At 39.6% G+C, this 1,169-nt stretch carries 1 protein-coding gene; it reads right to left on the reverse strand.

The window, feature by feature from the left end; all coding sequences use genetic code 11:
- Positions 1–118: 118 nt before the first annotated feature.
- The coding region (locus E1163_RS30170; protein WP_221417873.1) for a hypothetical protein at positions 119–1,169 on the reverse strand (1,051 nt) is incomplete at its 5' end.

Here is a 1,169-nt window from a genome sequence, read left to right on the forward strand (position 1 = left end):
TTTGGAAATAAGCCGGCATTTTTTATATCCTGTCGGTTAAACTTTAATTGCTGTTAGCAGGCTGTTAAACCCTGATTCTTGATGTGAGTATCTCACCGGAAATCAGCCTGCCCAGATATTAGGGTTTTACATATACCTCTATATATGAATCTTCAGGTATTCGTGGAGCTAAAAACTTGTCATCCAGCTTATAATGTTGCTGAAGACATTCTCTTACTGATGGAGGATAGAACCTGTTGAGCATAGGAATCACTTCAAACAAAACCAGGTCGTACTCCTTATTAGCTATTTTGTTGCACACCATATCCACTTCTCTTTGGAAAAACGCAACATTCCGGTGAAACCATAGTGGTTGGTTTGGTCCTTGTTGAGGAGTATAGCCAATCTCATAGGCAAGCTGGGTCAATTCCGACATATTAAGGACTTCCAACTCCTTTTTACCTTCCCATGTAGCTTTCAGGCGCTTGATGCCTGCAATAGTTTCCGCAGGAAGGTATACGTTATCAAACGACTTAAAAGGCGTAGGTTTCCAGTCAGAGCGATCAGTATCAGGACCTTCATGCTCTTTAAGTTTCCAGGTTCTCTTGGTTACATAATTGTAGTTGATTTCCTGTTCAATACCGAAAACCCTTTGCATGATGCGTTTACCATATCTCCAATAGTCATGTGACCAGAGGAAGATGATCAATACCAGAAGGACTCCGAAAACCCAGGTTTTTCTAAATTCGATGCCTTTAAGCTGAGATACAATAAAAACAAAGAAGAAACTGTGGTAATAGTAATGTGCATTGGCGGGTATATAGGTGGTAACCTGGGCCAGTAAGACCTGTACGATCAGTGCGAGGATAAACAGGGTAAAAAACAACTGTCTTTTATCTTCAATAACCGACCTGATACCTTCATTATTAAGCTTATAGAGCAGCAGGACTACAACAGAAGCAAAATAAACTCTAAGGATTAATGCCCCTTCATTGAACGTATCATCCAGGTAATCGAACAGGGCGATCCTGGAAGAATGGGGTGATTGCCCATAATTAAACCAATAGCTAAATTCGTAGGAAAGGAGAGGAGCAATGATTAAAACAGCGGTTGCAGTAAAAGAAAGCAGAAAAATTAAAGTTGTTTTAAACTCCCTCTCTATTAAATTGTTAATAATCAAAAGTGTAACA

This window comes from Fulvivirga kasyanovii, assembly GCF_009711405.1.
Taxonomy (GTDB): domain Bacteria; phylum Bacteroidota; class Bacteroidia; order Cytophagales; family Cyclobacteriaceae; genus Fulvivirga; species Fulvivirga kasyanovii.